The organism is Streptomyces sp. CB01249 (assembly GCF_001905735.1).
GTDB lineage: Bacteria > Actinomycetota > Actinomycetes > Streptomycetales > Streptomycetaceae > Streptomyces.
The window spans coordinates 1,865,632-1,885,316 of record NZ_LISW01000001.1; the positions used below are offsets into that span (position 1 = coordinate 1,865,632).

Genomic DNA, 19,685 nt, shown 5'->3' on the forward strand with positions numbered 1-19,685 from the left:
CCATGACCGAACCCAGCCGCTACCTCGTGGCCGTCAACGACGAGGAGCAGCACGCCCTCTGGCCGGAGGGCGCCGAACTGCCCGCGGGCTGGCGGGCGGAGGGCTTCACCGGCACCGAGGAGGAATGCGTCGCGCACGTCGACCGGGTGTGGCCGGACATCCGCCCCCTGAGCCTGCGCCGCCGCCTCGCCGACGAGGCCGCCCGGTGACCGCGCCCGCCCCCACCCCGGCGAGCGTCGCGCGGCTCGTCGAACGGGCCACCGACGGCCGGCTCGCCGCCGCGGAGCTCATGGACTCCACCGAACCCCTGGCCGCGCTCGGCGTCAGCTCGCTGTCGCTGCTGCGGCTCGCCGACAGCCTGGAGTCGGAGTACGGCGTCCTCATCGACCTCGGCGACCGGGCCCTGTACACCGAAGGTCTCGCGGGCCTGACCGCCCGAGTGCGGGCGCTGGCCGCCGAGGGCACCGAGTGACGGCGGCGACGGTAGCGACGGCGCACACCACCGTGTCCTTCGCCTTCGCGGGCGGCCGGAGCGGCGATGCCCCGCTGACCTGGGGCCAGCGCGCGATCTGGCACGCGATCGGGCGCACCCGGCCCAACGACCACTACTTCAACATCGGCCGCGTCCTGCCGCTCGCCGACCGGGGCACCCCGGTGGACCTGCCCCGGCTGACGGACGCGCTCACGGCGCTCCTCGTCCGCCACGAAGCGCTGCGCACCCGGATCGCGGACGAGGGCGGGGAGCCGCGCCAACACCTGCACGGCGAAGGGCGGGTGGAGATCCGAGTCGTCGAGGCGGACGATCCGCAGGAAGCCGCGACGGCCGCCGACGCCCTGCTGTCGTCGCTGACCGCCCACCGCTTCGACTACGCGGGCGAGTGGCCCGTACGGTTCGGAGCCGTCCGGCACGCGGGGCGGATCACGCACGCCGTGCTGGCGCTGTGCCACCTGGCAGCCGACGGGCACGCCGCCGAAGTCCTGGTCCGCGACCTGCGGCTGCTCGCCCGCCGCGGGTCGGCCGGTCCGGCCTGCGCCGCGAACCCTCTCGACCTGGCGCACCATCAGGCGTCCCCGGCCGGCCGCCGCGCGGGCCGGGCCGCGCTCGCGCACTGGGAGAGGGGGCTGCGGGCGGCGTCCCCGACGATGTTCCCCACGCCGGTCGCCGAGCCGGGCACGCCCCGCTTCTGGACGGGCCGGCTGGTCTCCGCCGCGCTTCCCCGGGCCGTCGAGGCGCTGGCCGCCGCGCACCGGGTCAGCGGCTCGACGGTGCTGCTGACCGCCTCGGCAGCCCTGGTCGCCGCCGGTCAGGGCCACCCGGTGGCGGCGGTCATGCCGATCGCGGGCAACCGCGCGGCTGAGGGCCACCGCACCCTGGTCAGCACGCTGTCCCAGGACGCGCTGTTCATCCTGCGCATGGACGAGGCGGGCCCGGACGCCGACTTCACGGATCTGCTGGCGAGCGCCTGGCCGGCCGCGCTCGCCGGATACCGCGCCGCCTCCTACGACCCCGCCGACTTCGACGCCCTGCTGGACCGGATGTCCGCGGAGCGCGGCACCGAGGTCCATCCGTACTGCTGCTTCAACGACATGCGCCTGGTGGAGCGCCCGGCGGCGCCCCGCCCCGCGCCGCGCCCCGACGAGTCCGCCGCGCTCCGCAGCCGCGGCGTCCTGGACTTCCCCGCGACTCAGGACCGCGTGGCCTGCCGGTACTGCCTGCACGTGAGCGGGGACGACAGCGCGCTCACCGTCACCCTGACCGCCGACACCGCGTATCTGCCGCCGCACACCATCCATGCCCATCTGCGCGCCATCGAGGAGGTCGTCGTGACCGCGTCGGCCGGAAACCCGCCCCTTCTGACGGAGCTGCCCGCACTCCTCGCGAAGACCGAGGAGGCCGCCCGGTGAGCGCCCGCCCGGTCCCGAGACCCCTGGCCCGTGCCGGGACGACGTCCTGCGTGCAGGGCGGGTCCATGCGCTTCGCGGTGACCTCCGGCGAGGGCACCCCGCTCACCGGCCACGTCATCGTCTCCGACGCCGTGACCGGGCGCCCGGTGGCCCGCGCGTCCGTGCACGGCACCGAGTGGACCCTCGACATCCCGCACGACTGGCCCAGTTCGCTCTACGTGGCCCGGTTCCACGACGCCCGTCCGCAGACGCCGGAGCCGGAACGGGACGCCGAACACGAGGTGTGGTTCGTCGTGCGCGCGGCCCGGCCCGGGGCCACCTCGTCCGTACTCGTCTCCATCCCCTTCGCCACCTGGCGCGCCTACCACCGCGCGGGGCAGCCCGGCCGCAGCCTCTACTACGCCGAGGAACCGGGCCGCGCCGCCCGGGTGTCCTTCACCGACCCGGGAGGGGGCCCGCCGCCCGAGCGCTGGGAGGAGCCGTTGCTGCGCTGGCTGCCCGGGGCCGGCTATCCGGTCGAGTTCTGTTCCGGTCTCGATCTGGACGACGGCGGCGAACTCCTCTCCCACTACCGGCTGCTGGTCGTCAACGGACACGACGAGTACTGGTCGGCCGGGATGCGCGACAGCGTCGAGAGCTTCGCCCGCAGGGGCGGCAACCTCGCCTTCTTCGCCGGCAACACGGCCTGGTGGCAGATGCGCCTGGAGGACGGTGGCCGCACGATGGTCTGCCATCGCGACGCCGCGTCCGACCCCGTCCCCGACCCCCGCCTCACGACCGTCGAGTGGTCCAGCTCGCCCGTCGACCGCCCCGAGAACGCGATGACCGGCGTCAGCTTCCGCAACGGCGCCGGCTCCTGGGGCGCGGGCATGGGCCTCATCGGCCGCGAGTCCTACACGGTCCGGTTCGCCGGCCACTGGGTCTTCGAAGGGACCGGCCTCCGCGACGGGGACAGCTTCGCCCGGGGCGCCCTCGGGTACGAGACGGACGCCGCCGAACTCGACTGGTCGGCCGGGGTGCCCCGCGCCACGGGCCGGGACGGCACCCCGCGCTCGTTCGCCGTGCTCGCCACCGCCGACCTGCGCCACTGGCGTACGTACGGGCAGGGCGGCTGGGCCACCATGGGCGTCTTCCGGCTGGGCGCCGGTACGGTCTTCAACGCCGCCACCATCAACTGGGGCCGGGCGCTGACCGATCCGGTGGTGGACCGGATCACCCGCAACGTGCTGGACCGTCTCGGCGGTACGGCTCCGCAGCCCGCCTGGCACACCGTGGGGCAGGCACCGGGGCTGCGCGCGCTCGCCGCCTGCGAAGGCCGGCTCTTCGCCGTCGCCGAGGACGGCGAGACCCTGCTCCACCGTGAGCCGTCCGACCAGAACCTGCCATGGGCCGCCTGCCCTCCGGCCCCGGGGCCCGCACCGCGGATCCGGTGCCTGGCCGCCCCGCGCGAGGCATGCCACCCCATGCCGCTGGCCCTGCTCGCCGTGGACGCCGACGACCGGCTGCTCGTACGCGATCCGGTGCCCGGGCCGGCGCCCTGGACCCCGGTGGGCGAGGTTCCCGCCGGCACGACGGCGCTGGCGATGTGCGACAACACGCTGTTCGCGGTGACCCCGCACGACGACACCCTGTACGGGCGACCCGCGCCGTACCCGGACGCGCCGTGGACGGTGCTGGGACCCGCGAGCGGGGCGGTCGCGCTGACCGTACTCAACGCGCGTCTCCACGCCACCGGCCCGGACGGGTTGCTGACCCGCCCGCCCGTCGTCACAAAAACCCCCTTCGAACCGGCGGGCCCCTTCCCGGCCAGCAGCGCGCTCGCCTCGTACGCGGGACGACTGCTGGCGGCGACGCGGGACGGCCTCCTCGTCAGCCATGGACCGCCGCGCCGCTCATGACCCGGACAGGGCCTAATGCGCGGCGTCCAGTTTCGCCCGCTGGTCCTGTGTGAGGTCGAGGTCCACCGCCGCCAGGCTCTCCTCCAGCTGAGCCACCGAGGACGCGCCCACCAGGGGGATGACCGGGATCTGGCCCCCCATCAGCCAGGCCAGGACGACCTGGTTCCGCGTGGCTCCCGTCTCCGCCGCGACCTCGGCCAGCGCGGTGAGCCGGGCAGCCGTGCCCGCGTTCCGGTAACCGGGGTCCAGGGGCTTGTCCGTACGGCCGTAGCTGCCGTTGAGCAGCGGGGAGTACGCGACCAGGCAGAGGGACGGGTCCTCACGGAGGTAACTGAGGTGGTCGCCGGAGACGACCCCCAGGTCGCCGTCGGGGGAGCGGAGCGTGGGCTCGTCGGTGCGGTGGCGGAGGTAGCTGTGGTGGTACTGCAGCACCTCGTAGCCGGGCAGACCCGCGCCCGTCGCGAGGGCCCGGGCGCGCTCCAGGCGCCAGACACGGTGGTTGCTCGCACCCAGCAGGCCCACCGTGCCGTCGGCGACGACGGCGGCGAAACCCTCCACCGTCTCCTGCAGGGGAACGCGGGGATCCTCGATGTGCGCGTACAGGAGGTCCAGCTTGTCCGTGCCGAGGTTGTCCCGGCTGCGCTCGGCCGACTCGCGGATCGTCTTCGCCGTGAGGCTCTCGACGTCCTTCGTGAAGGTCGAGGTGGGGTGATCGGGGCGGCCGCCGAGCTTGGTGGCGATCGTGATTCCGTCGCCCACGCCCCGGCTGCGCCGCCAGCGCCCCAGAAGCTGCTCGCTCTCACCGCCCTGGGTGCCGTTGACCCAGAACGCGTAGTTGTTGGCGGTGTCGATGAAGGTACCGCCGGCTTCGACGTACCGGTCGAGGATCGCGTACGAGGTCGCCTCGTCGGTGGTGGTGCCGAACCGCATGGCACCGAGGCTCAGAACACTCACCTCGCGGCGGGTGTCCGGATTCTGACCGATGGTGCGGTAGCGCATACGGGTGCCTTCCGAAGAGTGCCTGGGGCTTCGGCGGCGAGTCTGCCTCCTGGAGTGCTCTCGAAGTCAAGGGGCGCCGAGACAGGTTCACCAGGGCCAGCAGGAAGGCCGGACGGTGCGCAGTTCGGTCCTCAGCACGGGCGTGCCGTCGACCGGCGCCGGGTCCTCGGCGGTCGGCTCGATTCCGCCGGCAGCGATCTTGTCGAGCGTCTTCAGGCCGGCCGCGCCGACCGTGCCGAACACCGTGTAGTCCGGGCGCAGTGCGGAGTCACCGTAGACGACGAAGAACTGCGAACCGTTCGTGTTCGGCCCGGCATTGGCCATCGCCAGCAGGCCACGGCCGTAAACGCGACGGGCGCCGGTCGGATCAGTCGGCGCCGGCGGCAGATCGACCGGCAGCTCGTCCTTGTACGCGTACCCCGGCCCACCCTCGCCGGTGCCGGTCGGGTCGCCGCACTGCAGGACCTTCAGCGTCGGATACGCCGTCAGCCGATGGCACACCGTACGGTCGTAGAACCGGTGCCGCGCCAGATGCATGAAGCTCTGGACGGTGCAGGGCGCCTTTGCCCGGTCCAGACGCAGGGGAAGCGGCCCCTGGCTCGTCGGGACAGTCATATCGACCGTTCCGCGACTGGGGGTGTGCCGCGGGTCGGGCGGCAGGGGAACCGGCCGCGCCGCCGGGTCGTCCGGTGTCTGGGAGTACTGGCAAGGCCCGTGCGTGGTCCGCGGCGGGGCTTCGGAAGCGGAGGCGGTGACGCCACCACCGGACACGACCAACGTCAGTGCCGCCAACGCGGTCATGAGACCTCGGTTCATCCTGCACACCCTCCAAAAGACCGTCAGATTTCGGAGCGGTCGCAGTCTAGTCAGTCGGCGCTCCGCTCCGCAGGCGAGCCGAGATTCTGAGTGGCGGCCCAGGAGGCGAGGAGGCGGAGTCCCTCTTCGTGGGGCGAGCCGGGTTCGGCGGTGTAGACGGTGAGGGTGAGCCCGGGTGCGGCGGCCATCTCCAGGCCTTCGTAGGCGAGGGTGAGACCGCCGACAGTGTGGTGGTGGAATCGCTTGGTGCCGGTGCCGTGGTGGCGGACGTTGTGGGCGCCCCAGCGGGTGCGGAAGTCGTCGCTGCGGGTGGACAGCTCGCCGACGAGGTCGTGGAGGTCCTTGTCGTGGGGGTTGCGGCCGGCTTCGGTGCGCAGGATGGCCACGGCGACGTCGGCGGCCTGATCCCAGTCGGGGAAGAAGCGGCGTGAGGCGGGGTCGAGGAACTGGAACCGGGCCAGGTTGGCCTGGTTGTCGGCGGTGGCGTAGACGTCGTCGTAGAAGGCACGGGCGAGCTGGTTGGTGGCCAGCAGGTCCATACGGCCGTTGCGGACGAAGGCCGGGCCGGCCGTGATGGCGTCCAGGACCCACTGCAGGCTGCGGTGCGCCTTCCACTGCGTGGCGCGGCGGCGGGGGCGGGTGAGGGCGTCGGAGCCGTCGGCGGCCTGTGCCAGGTTCAGCAGGTGGGCCCGCTCGGCGTCGTCGAGCCGGAGGGCGCGTGCGACGGCTTCGAGGACGGCCGGGGAGACACCGGCGAGGTTGCCGCGCTCCAGTTTGGCGTAGTACTCCACGCTGACGTCGGCGAGCGCGGCGACCTCGCTGCGACGCAGGCCCGGTACCCGTCGGCGGCTCCCGGCGGGCAGGCCGGCCTGCTCGGGAGTGATCTTGGCTCGCCGCGAGGTCAGGAACTCGCGGACCTCTGCTCGGTTGTCCACGCCTTCGACGGTACGTCCCGCACGCGTCCAAAGGGATGTACTGGCAGTACACCCCTTGATGGTGTCTCGCTCCCCGCGCGAAGAGCGGGTTACCTGGATGACGTGGTGCTTTCCCGGGGCGGCAGACCTCGCTCGGACGACACCGACGGCCACGCAGACGGGGCACACGACCGTCGGCAATCACAACGATCAAGGAGACACCCGACATGGCCGACCATGACTTCGATCAGATCTTCCCGCTCGGGGACACCAATGACGCCTACGCCGAGAACTTCGTGGGGCAGAGCTACCTCGCCCCTCTGACCGGCGGGAGCGTCCCGGTCAGCAACGTGTCCTTCGAGCCGGGCTGCCGCAACAACTGGCACATCCACCACGGCAGCGGTGGCGGAGGGGACCAGATCCTGCTGTGCACGGCCGGCAGCGGCTGGTACCAGGCCGAGGGCCAGGACCCGGTCAGCATGACCCCCGGCACCGTGATCCGCGTCCCGGCGGGCACGAAGCACTGGCACGGCGCGAAGGCCGACGCGTGGTTCTCCCACCTCGCCCTCATCACGCCGGGAGACGACGTCAGCAACGAATGGCTGGAGCCGGTCACCGACGAGGTGTACGGCCGGCTGCCCAAGAACGGAGAGAACGCATGAGCATCCTGAACGAGACCTACACCCTTTCCAACGGCGTCGAAATCCCCAAGCTCGGCCTGGGCACGTGGTTCATCGACGACGACCAGGCAGCCGCCGCCGTCCGCGCCGCAGTCGAGATCGGCTACCGCAACATCGACACCGCACAGGCGTACGGCAACGAACGCGGCGTCGGAGAAGGCATCCGCACCTCCGGCGCGGCGCGCGAGGACCTGTTCGTATCCACGAAGCTGGCCGCCGAGATCAAGGACCACGACACGGCGGCCGCCGCGATCGACGAGTCGCTGGCCAAGCTGGACATCGGCTACATCGACCTGATGCTGATCCACGCACCCCAGCCATGGGACGACTTCCGCGGCGGCGACTACGCCGAGGGCAACCGCCAGGCGTGGCGCGCACTGGAGGACGCCCACAAGGCAGGGAAGATCCGCGCCATCGGAGTGTCGAACTTCCTCCCGTCCGACCTGGAGAACATCCTCGCCCACGGAACGGTGGCACCGCAGGTGGACCAGGTGCTCCTGCACGCCGGGAACACCCCGGACGAGCTGCTGGCCTTCTGCGAGGAGCGCAACATCCTCGTACAGGCGTACTCGCCGATCGCCCACGGCACGCTCCTCGACAGCCGCCGGATCAAGACGATCGCCGAGAAATACGAGGTGAGCGTCCCGCAGCTCTGCATCCGCTACACCCTGCAACTGGGCACCCAGCCGCTGCCGAAGACCGCGAACCCCGAGCACATGCGCTCCAACGCCGACGCCGACTTCGAAATCTCCGAGGACGACATGGCCACCCTGCGCACCCTCGACGAGCGCGACTACGGCGAGCACGCCGCCTTCCCCGTCTACAGCGGCAAGTAGGACCACACCCGGGCCGGGCCGCCACGCACCACGTCCGGGGTGGCGCGGGTCAGCCAGGCCATGGCCGCGAGGGCGGCACCCCGCTTGATGCGCAGCAGCTCCGTGCGGATGTCGGCGCCCAACGACCCGATGCGGGTGCCGTACATCTTCTGCAGGCGCTGGGGGAGCGGGATCCCGGTGAAGCCGAACACCTCACCGGCGGTGCGGGCGGGCCGGTGGGCGCAGGTACGGCGGCAGCGTGGTGACCGGCAGTTCCGGCAGCGCGGCGGTGTCGAAGCCCGACGGGACGTCGGAACGCAGGACGATCACGAGTCCGACCGACGCCCGTCAGCCGGCGGCCCACGACCACGGGCCGGCAGACGGCCGCAGAGCCGCAGGCACCCCCGGGTGAGCGTGAGGGAGGCGAGTTCACGGATACTTCAACGGGCACGGTACGCAACAGAGCTTCCGCCGCCCCGACAGGATGTCCCTCAGGAAGGCTGAACGCGGTGACGACCGTCGCATATCAGGGTGAACCCGGCTCCAACTCGGCGACCGCCGCACGCGCCCTGTACCCGGACGCCTCGGGACACCCGTGCACCGGCTTCGAGCAGGCCCTGGACGCCGTGGCCCTCGGCGACGCCGACCTTGCCGTGATCCCGGTGGACAACTCCGCGGCCGGACGCGTCGCCGACGTGCACCACCTGCTGCCGGAGTCCGGGCTGTTCATCGTCGGCGAGTACTTCCTCGCCATCCGTTTCGACCTGATGGGTGTCCCCGGCGCCACCCTGGACCAGGTCGAGTGCGTCCGCAGCCACGTGCACGCCCTGGGACAGTGCCGCAAGCTGCTGCGGGAGGGCGACTGGCGGACCCTGGTCTGCGACGACACCGCCGGAGCGGCGCGTGAGGTGGCCGAACTGGGCGACCCGCGGCACGCGGCCCTCGCACCGCCCGCCGCGGCCGGACTGCACGGCCTCGACGTCCTGCGCGCCGGCGTCGAGGACGACCCGGAGAACACCACGCGATTCGTGGTCCTCTCCCGCAGTCCCGCTCCCGCCCCGGACCCGGGACAGCCGACCATGACGAGCCTCTTCTTCAGCGTGCGCAACATCCCGAGCGCGCTCTACAAGGCACTCGGCGGGTTCGCCACCGGCGGAGTGAACCTCACCAAGATCGAGAGCTATCAGATCGGCGCGGGGCTCAACGCCAGCCGCTTCTACGTCGAGGCCGAGGGCCACCCCGACGAGCAGCGGGTCGCCCTCGCCCTGGAGGAACTACGGTTCTTCTCCTCCGAGGTGCGCGTCCTGGGCGTCTACCCGGCTCATCCGCACCGGTTGAAGGACTGACGGGGGACGCGCCATCCGCGAAGCGCGCGGGACTCGCCGAGGGGCGCTGCTCACCGGCCTCACCTGAACCCGGAGGGGATCCGGGCCACCGAGGAACTGGAACGCGGCGCGCTCACCCAGATCCAGTGGAACGAGGCGGCCGGCCGACTCCTCGGCATCGAGCCGGAGAACCTGATGGGCCGGATCTTCGCCGATCTGCGCCCGGAGCCCCTGGTGATCGCAGCCGCCGCTGCCGCCGCGCGCCGGGCGGGGGTGAAGGTCGCCATCCCCCCCCCAACGGAGCTGGGCTTCGCTACCGTCCACGCCGTGGACCCCGCCCGCACGGTCGCCGCCGTGGCGGACCTGCTCGGTACTCCGCCGACGGGCAGGGCCCCGGACCGGAACCCCATATGAGGAGACACCCGTGAAACTCGGCCTGGCGCTGCCGACCTTCGGCCCCGACGCCCACCCGGACGGCATCCTGCGGGTGTGCCGCACTGCGGAGGAGATGGGGTACGACTCACTGTGGACGGGCGACCGCGTGCTCGCCCCGCTCGCCCCCGTAGCGCCCTACCCGAGCGGCGACGGGCAGATGCCGCGGGCCTACGAGAACCACATGGACCCGCTGGTCGCCCTGACGTTCGCCGCGTCCCACACGACCCGCGTCCAGCTGGGCACCAGCACGCTCAACGGACTGTGGCAGCCGCCGATCATGCTGGCCCGCTCGCTGACCACCCTCGACCGGCTCAGCCGGGGGCGCCTGGTCGTGGGCCTCGGCCTGGGCTGGATGCCCGACGAGTACACAGCGGTCTCCGTGCCCTGGAAGGGACGCGGTGCCCGGCTCGACGAGACGCTGCAGATCCTCCGGGACTACTGGGCCAACGACGTCTTCTCCCACGAGGGCGAGCTGTTCACGATCCCGGAGACGGTGGTGGGGCTCAAGCCGTCCCAGCAGCCCGCACCGCCCGTGCTGCTCGCGGCGTTCACCCCCAGCGGGCTGCGGCGCATCGGCCGACGGCTCGACGGCTGGCTGCCCGTGGCGATGCCGCTCCCGCAACTCCTCGGCATGTGGGACGTGATCCTGAAGGAGGCGGCAGGGGCGGACCGTGATCCGTCCACCCTGCGGATGGCGCTCCGCGTCAATCCGAAGCTGACCGAAACGACGACCGACGCCGAGCGCATGCCGCGGGCCGGCACGCTCGGCCAGTACATCGACTACGCCCGCTCCGCAGCGGAGGCGGGCGTCCACGAGCTGTTCCTGGACTTCGGCCAGACCTCGGCCACCCTGGACGAACGGGTCGACCTGGCCGGCCGCTTCATCGAGGGCGTCCGCCGGGGCTGACCACTGCGGCGTGAGCGGGGAGACGCGTCGTACGGCTGGCTTCCGTCAGCCCGTTCCGGCCTCCATCGAGTGCTCGGTCAGGCCGCCGGACTCGAAGAAGCTGTCGGCACCCTCGCGGGAGGCGGCGAGGCATCCGATCCTGCTGCCGACGAGCCGCCGGGCGTCGGAGCCGAGCACGGCGTTGGTCGCCCGGTCCAGCCACGGCAGGCCGTCGACGACGATCAGCAGCGGCGTCCGGGCGGCCCGCCGCGTCACGTCGGCCGGGACGCGTGGGCATGACGTACTCCGTCCGCGTACGAACCCTTCTCGGGGGGCGGTACGCGGACGGAGTGCGGGGGACCGGTGTCAGCGGACGGGGCCGCGGGTGGGGGCTCAGAGGTGGTCGGCGTCGACCACGGCCTGGGCGAAGGCGGTTGGCGCCTCCTGCGGCAGGTTGTGGCCGATGTCCGCGATCGTGCGGTGCGCGTAGGGACCGGTGAAGTGGTACCGGTAGAGGGAACCGTCGCCGGGCGGCGGGGTGAAGGGGTCGAGGGCGGCGTCGAGGGTGACCGTGGGCACGTGGATGGACGGCTGAGCGGCGAGCAGCTTCTCGTGGCGCGCGTACCGGTGGTCCGTGTCGACCAGGCCGATGCGCCAGCGGTAGTTGAAGAGCACGATGGCCGCGTAGTCCGGGTTCTTGAACGCCTCCGCCGTGCGGTCGTAAGTGGCGTCGTCGAAGGCCCAGTTGGGGGAGACCAGCGTCCACACGTAGCGGCACAGCGCGAGACGGCTCTTCTCGTCCTCCATGGCCGCCTTGCCCCGGGGAGTGGCGAAGTACCACTGGTACCACCACGTGCGCTCGACGGCCGGGTCGGCGGGCGCAACCTGCATCTTGCAGTCGGTGATGAGGTAGCCGCTGGTGGAGACCAGGGACGTGACCCGCTCCGGCCACAGGGCGGCGATGATGTCGGCGGTGCGCGAGCCCCAGTCGAAGCCGGCCAGCACGGCCTTCTCGATCTTCAGGGCGTCCATCAGGGAGATGACGTCCAGCGCGATGGCGGACTGCTCGGCCGTGCGCGGGGTGTGGTGGGACAGGAAGGTGGTGCTGCCGTGTCCGCGCAGGTACGGGACGATCACGCGGTAGCCCAGGTCGGCGAGGAGCGGGGCGACGTCGACGTAGCTGTGGATGTCGTACGGCCAGCCGTGCAGCAGCATGACCACCGGGCCGTGGGAGGGGCCGGCCTCGGCGTAACCGACGTTCAGGACACCGGCCTTGACCTGCTTGATCTCGCCGAGGGACGTGTGGGTGCCCGGCGTGATGGCCGGGACGGTGGGAGCCTGCGAGCCGCCGCCCGGCCGTGCGTGCGGCGCGGTGGAGGCCGACGCGTCGGTTCCCAGGCCCGACAGCGAGACCGCGGTCGCGCCGGTGCCCAGGCCGACGGCCTTGCTGAAAGTGCGCCTGTTGATCATGTCAGACCTTCCGTCATGGGTTCATACGTGTCCGGCTCATGCCTGCGGCGCCGTTCACACCTGCCGTACGGGAGTACTGGGCCGCGGGGGCACGGTGACCCTCGCACAAGGAGGCGTCACCTGTCCAGCAGGTGACGACGCAGGCGTGGCGAGGTCGATGCCCACTCTGGCCGCGGGGGGCTGCGGACACATCAGCCAGATGACGGCACGAGCGGATGCGGGAGGCGAAGTCGCCGCCGCACGGGCGATCCAAACGAGACGGCCGACGGCATCGGCCAATCCGCGCCCGCGTTCCCGGAGTCCGGCGGGGTGGCGTGATCTGCGGTCATGGATGCGTACGGCAGATACCCCACCACCGTTCGTCACCTGTTTGACAGGTGACGAACGGTGGTGCATGCTGGCATCAGTCGCCTGGGGCGACGACTCAGTACGCGATCCACGACCGAAGAAGTGGGGCAGTGCCGTGAACAAGGAACTCGCCATGGACGCCGACGCGGTGATGAGGCAGATGCGCTTCGGCAAGCTCCCCGAGCGGATCCGCCGCGAGGACATGACGGCGGAGGTGGAAGCCACGCCGGGTGGCGCGGGTGACTCCTACACTCCCGAGAACTCGTGGAAGTTCTACTCGTGCGTCGCCCTCGACCTGGGTCTTTAGCGGCACCGTCCGGTAGCTTCGCCCCGCGCGGCGGCCGCCGCGCGGGCCACAGCCGTCCCCCGGCACATTCCGGGAGACAACACCCCTGATGAACTACCCGTGCCTCTCGTCCCGGCTGATCGGACGGTCGTACGACATGGCGGCCCTGCGGTCCCGTATGACCGGCACCGCCGACGCGGCCCTCCAGTTGTTCGGCGAGGCGGGGGCGGGCAATTCAGCCCTCCTCGACGCGCTGGCGGCGGAACTGGGACGGGAGGGGGTGTGCGTGCTGCGGGCGAGCGGCGCGCAGTTCGAGACGGACATCGGCTACTCCGGCCTCAACCAGCTCCTCTGCCCTTGCTGGACTCCGGCCATCGGGACGCACTGCGCGTCGCGGTGGGGCTGGGCGGCGGCCCGCCGCCCAGTCGGCTCCTCATCTCCACTGCTGTGCTGCTACTGCCCCCGCCACAGCGGCTGCTGGTCCCCTGATGAGACACCCAGTGCTCCGGGCGGCGGCCGTCGCTGTCATCCTGCGGCACGAGCAGGAGACGGAGTACCGGGGCGCTACCGCGAGGACATCGTGACCGTCCTCAGCGCGGGCGACACCTTCGCCCACCGCAGTCACCGGGCCCTGTACTTCTGAGGGACGGGCGGGAGCCGGATGCCCCCTACCCACGCCCGCGACCCGTCAGCTCGCGGTACCCGCCGTCGCGGTCTTCTTGCGGGCCCGGTAGGCGGCGGCCTTGTACTTGTTGCCGCAGGACTCCATGCCGCACCACTGCCGCCGCATGCCCCGGGACCGGTCGATGTAGACCCGTGTGCACTCGGGGTTGCCGCACTCCTTCAGCAGGGGCATATCCGGTCCGCTGAGCAGCTCGACCGTCTGCCGGGCGACGGTGGCCAGGGCCTGGGCGGGCGTCGCGTCGGTGTGCCGGCCCGCCGGGGTGAGCTGGGGCGTCACGGGAAGCTCGCGCGCGGCCCTGTTGAGCACGGCAAGCGCCTCGCGGTCGAACTCCTCGCCGAGGCGGCGGTCGGTGATCAGCCGGTAGGAGGCCTCACGTACGGTGACCGCCGCCCGGACATCGTCCTCGTCGCCGGGAGTGATCGTGTCCACGAGCCCGGACTCCAGGTACCAGGCGTTGAGCCGGTCCGGGGTCACGAACATCTCGAAGCGCGTCGAGCGCCGGGCCCGGAGGGTGGCCGCGAAGTCGAGCGCCGGATGTCCGCAGACGAAGACGTGGTTAAGATTCACGTCACCATTCTGACAGGTGACCTTGCTGAGGTGCAAGAACTCGTCCCCGTCCGGACCGGTTCTCCTGGTCAGGCGTCGCCCGGTCCGCGCGTCCGCGTACGGTACCCCGGCTGTGGGCGACGTACGGCACTCGGATGCGCCCGCGGCGCGTAGCCGGAGCCGGGCCGGCGCTCCGCCCCGTTCCCGGTGACGCCCCGGGCCCGGCTGGATCCCGCGCCCGATCCATCGCCGGTCGCGACCGGCGGCCACGACCCCGCCCGGCCCAGTGGGGCGGCCCGACGGCCACGACGACGGCAGGAGCGGGACCGTGAAGCCGGAGAGTTGTGCCGCTGACCCTGTCGGATGGCCTGACGCGCCCTCATAGGCGCGGCCGGATCAATCAGTCACCCCACTGTCGGGTGACGAACCCTCCAGTGATCGAAGGTGGGAAGAGCGGTTCATTCGACCACGCCTCCTTCCGTCACCGCTCTAACCGGTGATACTGTCCTGATCAGTCTTCACCGCGCGGTGAGCACTCAGCTCCCGCCGCCGGCTCTGTATTCCCGCCGCACACCTGTGCCGACGCGCGGCCCCGTACGCCCCTACTTCCTGGACGGACACCCATGAAACGACGACTTCTGACCGCCATCGCGGCCGGCGTGCCCCTGGCCGCGGCGGTCTACCTGCCGGCCGCATCCGCCGAGACCCGGACGCCCACCTCGGCCACGCCGCTCCACTGCGTCCAGGCGCCGGTCAAGGCCCCCGCCGGCACAGAGGTGGAGTCCGTGACGGCGGTCCGTGACGCGGGCGGAACCATCAAGGGCACCGGCCTCCTCGGTGGCGAGGCCACCGGCGTCCCCGCCTTCTGCAAGGTGACCGTCACCCTCACCCACCCGGGGGAGGGCGACCACGCCACGATCTCGACGTGGCTGCCGGAGAAGGGCTGGAACGGCCGCTTCCAGGCACTGGGCGGCAGTGCCTACCTCGCCGGGGACAACGGCGTCGGCATGGGCAACGCCGTCAAGAGCGGCTACGCGGCGACCACCACGGACGCCGGCGTCGGCGACGCCCTCGACGTGAGCTGGGCGCTGAAGAGCGACGGCACGGTCAACACCACGCCGCTGAAGAACTTCTCCTACCGCTCCCAGCACGAGGCGGCCGTGGTCGGCAAACAGGTCATCGCCTCGGTCTACGCCGAGCGCGCCGCGTACTCCTACTTCACCGGCTGCTCCACCGGCGGCCGCCAGGGCTACGCGGAGGCGCAGCGCTACCCCGACGACTACGACGGCATCCTCGCCGACGCGCCCGCGGTCAACTGGGACGAGTTCGAGGTCGCCACCCTGTGGCCGCAGGTCGTCATGAACAACGAGAAGACCTACCCCACCGGCTGCGAGCTGGACGCCTTCACCGACGCCGCCGTCAAGGCCTGCGACAAGGAGGACGGTGCCAAGGACGGACTGGTCAACGACCCGTCCCGCTGCGACTTCGACCCGCGCCGCCTCATCGGAACCAAGGTCGTGTGCGAGGGCAGGGAGCTGACCATCACCGCCGCCGACGCATCCGTCGTCCGCAGGATCTGGGACGGCCCGCGCACCACCACCGGCAAGAAACTGTGGTCGGGCGTCCCCGTCACGGCCGACCTCAAGGGCCTGGCGGGCATCACTACCACCCCGGACGGCACGGTCGTGGGCGATCCCTTCCAGGTTCCCCAGTTCTGGGTCACCCACTGGCTGAAGAAGGACCCGTCGTACGACGTCTCCCGGATCACCTACAGCGAGTTCACCCGCCTGTTCAAGCAGTCCCAGGCCGAGTACGACAAGGTCATCGGCACGGACGACCCGGACCTGTCCGGCTTCCGCAGGTCCGGCGGCAAGCTGTTGACCTGGCACGGCCAGGACGACCAGTTCATCCCGACCCGGGGCACGGTCCAGTACCGCGAACAGGTCGAGCGGCAACTGGGCGGCTCCGCAGCGGTCGACACCTTCTACCGCGTCTTCCTCGCCCCGGGCACCAGCCACTGCGGCCTCAACGGCCAGGACGGTTCGGCCGACGGCCTTGCCGCGCTGACCACCTGGGTCGAGCACGGCAAGGCCCCGAAGACGCTGCCCGCCACCCTGATCGACGCCGACGGCAAGCCGGTCGAGCGCAACCTGTGCCGCTACCCCGAGGTGCCCCGCCACCAGGGCCACGCCGCCACCGACTTCCGGTGTGCCGTCCCGTCCCGGCACTGACCGGTCCCACGAGCCACCGACCCGAGAAAGGCCGGACCATCATGAGCACGCAGACAGAGGGACGTTCCGCCCTGCTGAGGCTGTACCTGGGCCGCGGCGTCCTCGCCGTGGCATGGGCCCTGGCGTTCGCCCGAGCCCATGACGACGTCGACGCGGTGGCCCTCACCCTGCTCGTCGTCTACCCGCTGATCGACGCGGTGTCCTCCCTGATCGACCACCGCTCCACACCCGAGGGCCCCGAGCGCGGGGTGACCGCGTTCAACGGAGTGCTCAGCACGCTCGCCGCCGCCGCGCTCGGCATCGCCGGGGCCGGCGGAGTACAGCCGGTGCTCCATGTGTTCGGAGCCTGGGCCGTCGTCTCCGGCACCACCCAGGTGATCGTCGGGGTACGGCGGCGCGGCCCCGAACTGGGCAAGCAGTGGCCGACCCTGATCTCGGGTGGACTCTCCTTCGTCGTCGGCATCCTCTACAACATCCAGGCCGCGGGCGCAGACCCCTCGCTGGACGTGCTGTCGGTGTACGCCACCGGCGGCGGGGTGTGGTTCATCCTCCAGGCCCTGCTGCTGGGATGGAAGTCCCGGCAGATGCGCACCCGCACCGCCTGACGGATCCCGCACCCGAGGCACCGCCCTGGCCCGCGCCCGTCCGGCCCGCCCAGTACGTCCCGCGCAGGAACCCGTCCCAGTCGAGTGCGGCCATCTCCCTCTCCACCGGGTCCCTCCGTGGGACGGGTCTACGGTGTCCCACTCTTCGCCCCGGCCGAGCCGCGCGCATCGGTCAGTTGAGTTGACGGTCAACGGACCCGCCTCCCGCAGGCGACCGACGACAACCTGAAGGGCCGTACGGAGGCGCGGGGGAGGGGGCCCTAAGCCAATTGGCTGTCGGCCCCACCCCCGGCAACGGCCCGACTACGGCGCCCACTCCAGCACCCGCGCGGCGCGCGCCGCCTCCAGCCACTGGGGGAACTCCTGCAGAAGCTGGTCGAACAGCTGATCGTCGTCGACGGCCCCCGGCGTGCGGCCCGCGTGAAAGAAGCCGGCGTTGTCGACGACGCGACGGGCCGGAACGGCGAGGGTGTCGAGCTTGCGCAGGAACGCGAACTCGTTGTCCTCGGGATCACCGAACCCGATGAACTGCCAGAACAGCGGCAGCCGGGCCGCTTTGCAGAGATACCGTTCGGCGGCGAACCTGCTGGTCGGCCCGCCGTCGGTCTGGAAGACGACCAGGGCCGGGGCGCTGCTGTCCGAGGCCATGTAGTGGTCTATGACCGCGTCCATCGCCCAGTGGTAGTTCGTACGGCCCATGTGGCCGAGACGCTCGTGCATCGTGCTGACATGCCCGTGGTGCCGGCCCAGCTCCAGATCGGTGGACCCGTCGACGTCCGTGGAGAAGAACACCACCGGGACGACACCGTCGTCGTCGAGGTGCGCCGACAGCGACAACACCTGCTCGGCCAGGCGCTGCATCGTGCCGTCCCGGTAGTAGGGCCGCATCGACCCGGAACGGTCCAGCACCAGGTACACGGCGGCCCGTGTGCCCTCCAGCCCGTGCGCACGCACACTGCTGCCCGCTGCCTCGTAGAGGGGCACCAGATCGGGCGCGTACTCGATCACCTTGGACAGACTGATGGCCGGGGCGGACTTCCGGCTGTTGGATGAACTCACGTCCCCATCTTGAGGCCAGGCCGCCGGATACCACCCCCGTTCGCGATCTCCGCCGACGATCCGCCTGGCCGGCACGCGCGGAATCCGCCAGACAGGGCTGTCGACGTAGTGGTTGTCGTACAGTTCCGCGGACGCTCTTTCTGGCCGGGCCGACCCCGCGCTTGAGCAGACCCGTCGACTCCTGGCGGCCGACCGCGATCGCCGAACTCGACACCCAGTGGGACAGCGACGTCCCGCTGACGGTCTTCTCACCCGAGTCCCGCGACAGCATCCGCGCCGCCCACTACGACGACCAGGTCGGCTGGGAGACCGAAGTCCGCGAACAGGCCGACGTCATCCTCTACTGGATCCCCCGCGACCCTGCCGGGGTTCACCACCAACGTCGAGTTCGGCCTCGACATCGCCCAGCGCAACATCGTCCTCGGCTGTCCACCCGACTGCCCCAACCCCGAACGCAACCGCTACCTCATCTGGGTCGCCCACCGCCACGGCGCGCCCGTGTGTCAGACGGTGCCGGACACCGTCGCGGCTTCTCTCTCCTTCGTCAACTCCCGGTAGTCCTGTATAGATCGGTCGCGGCGTCCGGCGCAGTCGGCACCGGAGGGGGGTGCCCCCATGCGTTTGGTCAAGATCCAAGGCCAGGAGACTCGTGCGGTCAAGGCGGGCCGGGGATGGAGAATGTCCGGTGCCACTGCGGGCCCGACTGCCGTTTCGTCCGGGCGGTTCAGGAAGAGGAACTTCCATGAGGATGCAGACAAGAGGCCGAATATCTGGTGTGGCCAAGTCGGCGCTCGTTTGCGCCGCATTGGCGGTGGCGGGATCCACGGCCGAAGGTAATGTCGGGACGGCAAGCGGGATGACGCCGAAGGCAAGCGCCTACCTGACTTCCGCACTGGATGTGATGGAGAAGCACTCCCTCGTCACAGCAGACGTGGACTGGCCGAAGCTCCGTCGGGACGCCGTTGCTCGTGCCCGGAAAGCACAGACACCTGCCGAGACCTATGGAGCGATCCGGCAGGCGCTGAGAGACCTGGACGACCGGCACAGCACTTTTTTCGACCCCCAGGAAGCGTCCCAAGCCCTGAACGCGCCGGCTGATGACCTCATGCTCCCCGAAGGCCGCCACCTCGCGGGTGCCTTCGGTTATCTGGCGCTCCCGCCGGTCCCGTCCGACCGTGTTGCAGCCCCGTACGTCCGCGCGGGACGTTCGACCGTCAGCAAGATCGATGAACAGGGCACCTGCGGCTGGGTCATCGACATGCGGAGCAACAGCGGCGGGGATATGTGGGGGCCGCTCGCAGCCGTGGGGCCCATCCTCGGCGACGGGACGGTCGGCGAAGCTGTCTACGCGGACGGCAAGAAGGTTCCGTGGACGATCGAGAACGGCACACCGCGCCAGTACGTGGACGAATGGGGTTCCGCTCCGTCTCTCGCACGGCCGATGCCGCCGGTGGCCGTGCTGACCAGCCGGAGGACTGCGAGTGCCGCGGAGGCCGTCACCATCGCGTTCCGAGGCCGGCCCAACACCCGCACGTTCGGGCAGTCGACAGCCGGTGTCCCTACGGCGAACGCTCCGTACCGGCTCTCCGACGGCGCACTGGTCATCCTGACCGTGGCCCGCGAAGCCGACCGGAACGGGCACCTGTACAACGGACCCATCACGCCTGACGTGAGTGTCCCGATCACGCACGGCCACGACCAAGTGTTGACGACGGCTACAGACTGGCTCAGCACTCAAGACGGTTGCCGCAAGGCTCCGTGACTACCGGGTGCCGGGCCGCC

General features: G+C 71.3%; 23 protein-coding genes. 15 read left to right on the top strand and 8 right to left on the bottom strand.

The annotated features are described in order from the left end of the window. Positions 1 to 2 precede the first annotated feature (2 nt). The 4 genes from AMK18_RS07945 to AMK18_RS07960 all read left to right on the top strand — a co-directional run bounded on the left by AMK18_RS07945 (position 3) and on the right by AMK18_RS07960 (position 3,803). Entirely contained in the window at positions 3 to 209 is a 207-nt protein-coding gene (locus AMK18_RS07945) for an MbtH family protein (RefSeq protein WP_018520704.1), read from the top strand. Then, positions 206 to 472 (top strand): acyl carrier protein, encoded by a 267-nt coding sequence (locus tag AMK18_RS07950; RefSeq protein WP_073862220.1) that lies wholly within the window; start codon positions 206 to 208, stop codon positions 470 to 472. Before AMK18_RS07945 ends, AMK18_RS07950 begins: the two co-directional genes overlap by 4 nt. Further along, positions 469 to 1,905, top strand: coding sequence for a condensation domain-containing protein (locus AMK18_RS07955; RefSeq protein WP_073862221.1), 1,437 nt, complete (start codon positions 469 to 471; stop codon positions 1,903 to 1,905). The genes AMK18_RS07950 and AMK18_RS07955 overlap by 4 nt, the downstream gene beginning before the upstream one ends. 65 nt (positions 1,906 to 1,970) lie before the next feature. Further along, positions 1,971 to 3,803, top strand: a complete 1,833-nt coding sequence (locus AMK18_RS07960) for a N,N-dimethylformamidase beta subunit family domain-containing protein (protein WP_073862320.1) — start codon at positions 1,971 to 1,973, stop codon at positions 3,801 to 3,803. Positions 3,804 to 3,815: 12 nt separating this feature from the next. Here the strand turns inward: AMK18_RS07960 and AMK18_RS07965 are convergent, their stop codons facing one another. The 3 genes from AMK18_RS07965 to AMK18_RS07975 all read right to left on the bottom strand — a co-directional run bounded on the left by AMK18_RS07965 (position 3,816) and on the right by AMK18_RS07975 (position 6,553). Continuing rightward, a complete protein-coding gene (locus AMK18_RS07965) occupies positions 3,816 to 4,802 on the bottom strand; it encodes an aldo/keto reductase (RefSeq protein WP_073862222.1) in 987 nt (328 codons plus the stop codon). Between the two features lie 87 nt (positions 4,803 to 4,889). Then, positions 4,890 to 5,603 (bottom strand): peptidylprolyl isomerase, encoded by a 714-nt coding sequence (locus AMK18_RS07970; protein WP_241836490.1) that lies wholly within the window; start codon positions 5,601 to 5,603, stop codon positions 4,890 to 4,892. A gap of 65 nt (positions 5,604 to 5,668) precedes the next feature. After that, complete coding sequence (locus tag AMK18_RS07975; protein WP_073862224.1) at positions 5,669 to 6,553, bottom strand: helix-turn-helix transcriptional regulator; 885 nt, start codon at positions 6,551 to 6,553, stop codon at positions 5,669 to 5,671. Positions 6,554 to 6,759: 206 nt separating this feature from the next. On the opposite strand from AMK18_RS07975, the gene AMK18_RS07980 reads away from it, so the two are divergent. Both AMK18_RS07980 and AMK18_RS07985 read left to right on the top strand, forming a co-directional pair. After that, on the top strand, positions 6,760 to 7,194 hold the full coding sequence (locus tag AMK18_RS07980) for a cupin domain-containing protein (RefSeq protein WP_073862225.1): 435 nt from the start codon (positions 6,760 to 6,762) through the stop codon (positions 7,192 to 7,194). After that, a complete protein-coding gene (locus AMK18_RS07985; protein WP_073862226.1) occupies positions 7,191 to 8,048 on the top strand; it encodes an aldo/keto reductase in 858 nt (285 codons plus the stop codon). Before AMK18_RS07980 ends, AMK18_RS07985 begins: the two co-directional genes overlap by 4 nt. Here the strand turns inward: AMK18_RS07985 and AMK18_RS07990 are convergent. Then, on the bottom strand, positions 8,033 to 8,239 hold the full coding sequence (locus tag AMK18_RS07990; RefSeq protein ID WP_073862227.1) for a hypothetical protein: 207 nt from the start codon (positions 8,237 to 8,239) through the stop codon (positions 8,033 to 8,035). The genes AMK18_RS07985 and AMK18_RS07990 overlap by 16 nt on opposite strands. A gap of 297 nt (positions 8,240 to 8,536) precedes the next feature. Here AMK18_RS07990 and AMK18_RS07995 point away from each other — a divergent pair, with 297 nt between their 5' ends. The 3 genes from AMK18_RS07995 (at position 8,537) to AMK18_RS08005 (ending at position 10,694) form a co-directional block, all read left to right on the top strand. Then, positions 8,537 to 9,373 carry a prephenate dehydratase gene (locus AMK18_RS07995; protein WP_073862228.1) on the top strand — a complete coding sequence of 279 codons (837 nt, stop codon included), beginning with the start codon at positions 8,537 to 8,539 and terminating at the stop codon, positions 9,371 to 9,373. A gap of 174 nt (positions 9,374 to 9,547) precedes the next feature. Beyond that, positions 9,548 to 9,766, top strand: coding sequence for a hypothetical protein (locus AMK18_RS08000; RefSeq protein WP_073862229.1), 219 nt, complete (start codon positions 9,548 to 9,550; stop codon positions 9,764 to 9,766). Positions 9,767 to 9,776: 10 nt separating this feature from the next. Further along, positions 9,777 to 10,694 (top strand): TIGR03619 family F420-dependent LLM class oxidoreductase, encoded by a 918-nt coding sequence (locus AMK18_RS08005; RefSeq protein WP_073862230.1) that lies wholly within the window; start codon positions 9,777 to 9,779, stop codon positions 10,692 to 10,694. A 45-nt stretch (positions 10,695 to 10,739) separates the two neighbouring features. Here the strand turns inward: AMK18_RS08005 and AMK18_RS08010 are convergent, their stop codons facing one another. Continuing rightward, a complete protein-coding gene (locus AMK18_RS08010; protein ID WP_073862231.1) occupies positions 10,740 to 10,949 on the bottom strand; it encodes a hypothetical protein in 210 nt (69 codons plus the stop codon). 117 nt (positions 10,950 to 11,066) lie between these two features. Beyond that, positions 11,067 to 12,143 carry an alpha/beta fold hydrolase gene (locus AMK18_RS08015; RefSeq protein WP_073862232.1) on the bottom strand — a complete coding sequence of 359 codons (1,077 nt, stop codon included), beginning with the start codon at positions 12,141 to 12,143 and terminating at the stop codon, positions 11,067 to 11,069. A gap of 463 nt (positions 12,144 to 12,606) precedes the next feature. On the opposite strand from AMK18_RS08015, the gene AMK18_RS08020 reads away from it, so the two are divergent. Beyond that, positions 12,607 to 12,798, top strand: a complete 192-nt coding sequence (locus AMK18_RS08020) for a hypothetical protein (RefSeq protein ID WP_073862233.1) — start codon at positions 12,607 to 12,609, stop codon at positions 12,796 to 12,798. A gap of 88 nt (positions 12,799 to 12,886) precedes the next feature. Beyond that, a complete protein-coding gene (locus AMK18_RS35155; protein WP_241836491.1) occupies positions 12,887 to 13,420 on the top strand; it encodes a hypothetical protein in 534 nt (177 codons plus the stop codon). A 45-nt stretch (positions 13,421 to 13,465) separates the two neighbouring features. Here AMK18_RS35155 and AMK18_RS08030 read toward each other — a convergent pair whose 3' ends face one another. Continuing rightward, on the bottom strand, positions 13,466 to 14,029 hold the full coding sequence (locus tag AMK18_RS08030; protein WP_073862321.1) for a CGNR zinc finger domain-containing protein: 564 nt from the start codon (positions 14,027 to 14,029) through the stop codon (positions 13,466 to 13,468). Positions 14,030 to 14,631: 602 nt separating this feature from the next. Between AMK18_RS08030 and AMK18_RS08035 the strand changes: the two genes are divergently transcribed. Both AMK18_RS08035 and AMK18_RS08040 read left to right on the top strand, forming a co-directional pair. Beyond that, positions 14,632 to 16,239, top strand: coding sequence for a tannase/feruloyl esterase family alpha/beta hydrolase (locus AMK18_RS08035; protein WP_073862234.1), 1,608 nt, complete (start codon positions 14,632 to 14,634; stop codon positions 16,237 to 16,239). A 41-nt stretch (positions 16,240 to 16,280) separates the two neighbouring features. Next, the gene (locus AMK18_RS08040; RefSeq protein WP_073862235.1) at positions 16,281 to 16,844 is read left to right on the top strand and encodes a DUF308 domain-containing protein; all 564 of its coding nucleotides are present in this window, start codon (positions 16,281 to 16,283) and stop codon (positions 16,842 to 16,844) included. 303 nt (positions 16,845 to 17,147) lie between these two features. Here AMK18_RS08040 and AMK18_RS08045 read toward each other — a convergent pair whose 3' ends face one another. Further along, positions 17,148 to 17,903, bottom strand: coding sequence for a vWA domain-containing protein (locus AMK18_RS08045; RefSeq protein WP_073862236.1), 756 nt, complete (start codon positions 17,901 to 17,903; stop codon positions 17,148 to 17,150). Between AMK18_RS08045 and AMK18_RS08050 the strand changes: the two genes are divergently transcribed. Together AMK18_RS08050 and AMK18_RS08055 are read left to right on the top strand one after the other, a co-directional pair. Continuing rightward, positions 17,894 to 18,649: a nucleoside 2-deoxyribosyltransferase domain-containing protein gene (locus tag AMK18_RS08050; protein WP_241836492.1), complete on the top strand. Its 756-nt coding sequence runs from the start codon at positions 17,894 to 17,896 to the stop codon at positions 18,647 to 18,649. The genes AMK18_RS08045 and AMK18_RS08050 overlap by 10 nt on opposite strands. Positions 18,650 to 18,759: 110 nt before the next feature. Continuing rightward, the gene (locus AMK18_RS08055; RefSeq protein ID WP_073862237.1) at positions 18,760 to 19,665 is read left to right on the top strand and encodes a S41 family peptidase; all 906 of its coding nucleotides are present in this window, start codon (positions 18,760 to 18,762) and stop codon (positions 19,663 to 19,665) included. Positions 19,666 to 19,685: the final 20 nt, after the last annotated feature.

Excerpts from the sequence above, each read along its gene's own strand:
- AMK18_RS08000 (WP_073862229.1), top strand. The coding sequence starts at position 9,548 with ATGGGCCGGATCTTCGCCGATCTGCGCCCGGAGCCCCTGGTGATCGCA.
- AMK18_RS08055 (WP_073862237.1), top strand. The coding sequence starts at position 18,760 with ATGACGCCGAAGGCAAGCGCCTACCTGACTTCCGCACTGGATGTGATG.
- AMK18_RS07965 (WP_073862222.1), bottom strand. The coding sequence starts at position 4,802 with ATGCGCTACCGCACCATCGGTCAGAATCCGGACACCCGCCGCGAGGTG.
- AMK18_RS08050 (WP_241836492.1), top strand. The coding sequence starts at position 17,894 with ATGAACTCACGTCCCCATCTTGAGGCCAGGCCGCCGGATACCACCCCC.
- AMK18_RS07980 (WP_073862225.1), top strand. The coding sequence starts at position 6,760 with ATGGCCGACCATGACTTCGATCAGATCTTCCCGCTCGGGGACACCAAT.
- AMK18_RS35155 (WP_241836491.1), top strand. The coding sequence starts at position 12,887 with ATGAACTACCCGTGCCTCTCGTCCCGGCTGATCGGACGGTCGTACGAC.
- AMK18_RS08035 (WP_073862234.1), top strand. The coding sequence starts at position 14,632 with ATGAAACGACGACTTCTGACCGCCATCGCGGCCGGCGTGCCCCTGGCC.
- AMK18_RS07985 (WP_073862226.1), top strand. The coding sequence starts at position 7,191 with ATGAGCATCCTGAACGAGACCTACACCCTTTCCAACGGCGTCGAAATC.
- AMK18_RS08015 (WP_073862232.1), bottom strand. The coding sequence starts at position 12,143 with ATGATCAACAGGCGCACTTTCAGCAAGGCCGTCGGCCTGGGCACCGGC.
- AMK18_RS07945 (WP_018520704.1), top strand. The coding sequence starts at position 3 with ATGACCGAACCCAGCCGCTACCTCGTGGCCGTCAACGACGAGGAGCAG.
- AMK18_RS08040 (WP_073862235.1), top strand. The coding sequence starts at position 16,281 with ATGAGCACGCAGACAGAGGGACGTTCCGCCCTGCTGAGGCTGTACCTG.
- AMK18_RS07960 (WP_073862320.1), top strand. The coding sequence starts at position 1,971 with ATGCGCTTCGCGGTGACCTCCGGCGAGGGCACCCCGCTCACCGGCCAC.
- AMK18_RS07970 (WP_241836490.1), bottom strand. The coding sequence starts at position 5,603 with ATGACCGCGTTGGCGGCACTGACGTTGGTCGTGTCCGGTGGTGGCGTC.